Source organism: Escherichia sp. AM3 (assembly GCF_032029835.1).
Classification (GTDB): domain Bacteria; phylum Pseudomonadota; class Gammaproteobacteria; order Enterobacterales; family Enterobacteriaceae; genus Escherichia; species Escherichia coli.
This window is the reverse complement of record NZ_JAVUPQ010000449.1, coordinates 1-753: the sequence shown is the minus strand read 5'-3', so window position 1 is coordinate 753 and position 753 is coordinate 1. Positions and strand designations below refer to the sequence as shown.

The window sequence follows — 753 nt, the reverse complement described above, 5'->3', positions numbered from 1 at the left end:
AGACAGATAAAAACCACGATCTGTTGAGCTGGAACGAAAAGCGGAGAGATAACGGCTTACTCACTATCCCGGTTCACGCAGCTTACGGAAACGTCAGCAATGAAATTAAGCGACTTAGTAAGCTGTGTGAAGTCCTCATTGTCGATTGCCCCGGCCACGACAGCCAGGAGTTCCGTAGCGCCCTGACAGTATCAGATATCGTGGTAACACTGGTTAAGCCGTCCTCTGATTTCGAAAGCGAAACACTGACCAGTGTTACAGAGAAAATCCGCACCGCTCAGAAAGCTAACGCAGCCCTGGAACCGTGGGTGCTGTTCACCAGAATCAACTCAGCAAACCCCCGCCACAGAAAAGCGGCCATTGATCTGGATAAATTACTGCGGTCGGACAACATCTGGATTCAACCTCTTAAAACCCGGATATCCGAGCTGGATGTGTATGAAAGCGCCTGTAATGAAGGGGCAGGGGTACATGACGTTAGCCGGGCATCAAGCCTTTCAACAGCGAAAGCACAGATTGAACTAGTAGCGCAGGAAATTGGAATTTTATAGTAATATCAATACCATCTATAACAATCTTTACATTGTAAAGATAATATAAAGACAGTATGATATTTACTATTAATGCATACCGTACAAGGGGAAATTGTCATGGCTTTGAAACTAAACCGTCCGAACATCGATGAATCTCAGCAACCAGCAACAAACGCAGAAACCGCGCGTTTTATCTCCGGCGCTACCAGAGCGCCTGTAG

1 protein-coding gene and 1 pseudogene are annotated in these 753 nt (G+C 46.6%); both read left to right on the top strand.

Translation table 11 applies throughout. From position 1 onward, the window contains the following. A partial coding sequence (locus tag RTW80_RS26525) for a division plane positioning ATPase MipZ (RefSeq protein WP_312721068.1) occupies window positions 1–551 on the top strand: 551 nt, incomplete at its 5' end. Between the two features lie 99 nt (window positions 552–650). Next, window positions 651–753 (top strand): annotated as a pseudogene (locus RTW80_RS26520) (CopG family transcriptional regulator); the annotation flags it as partial.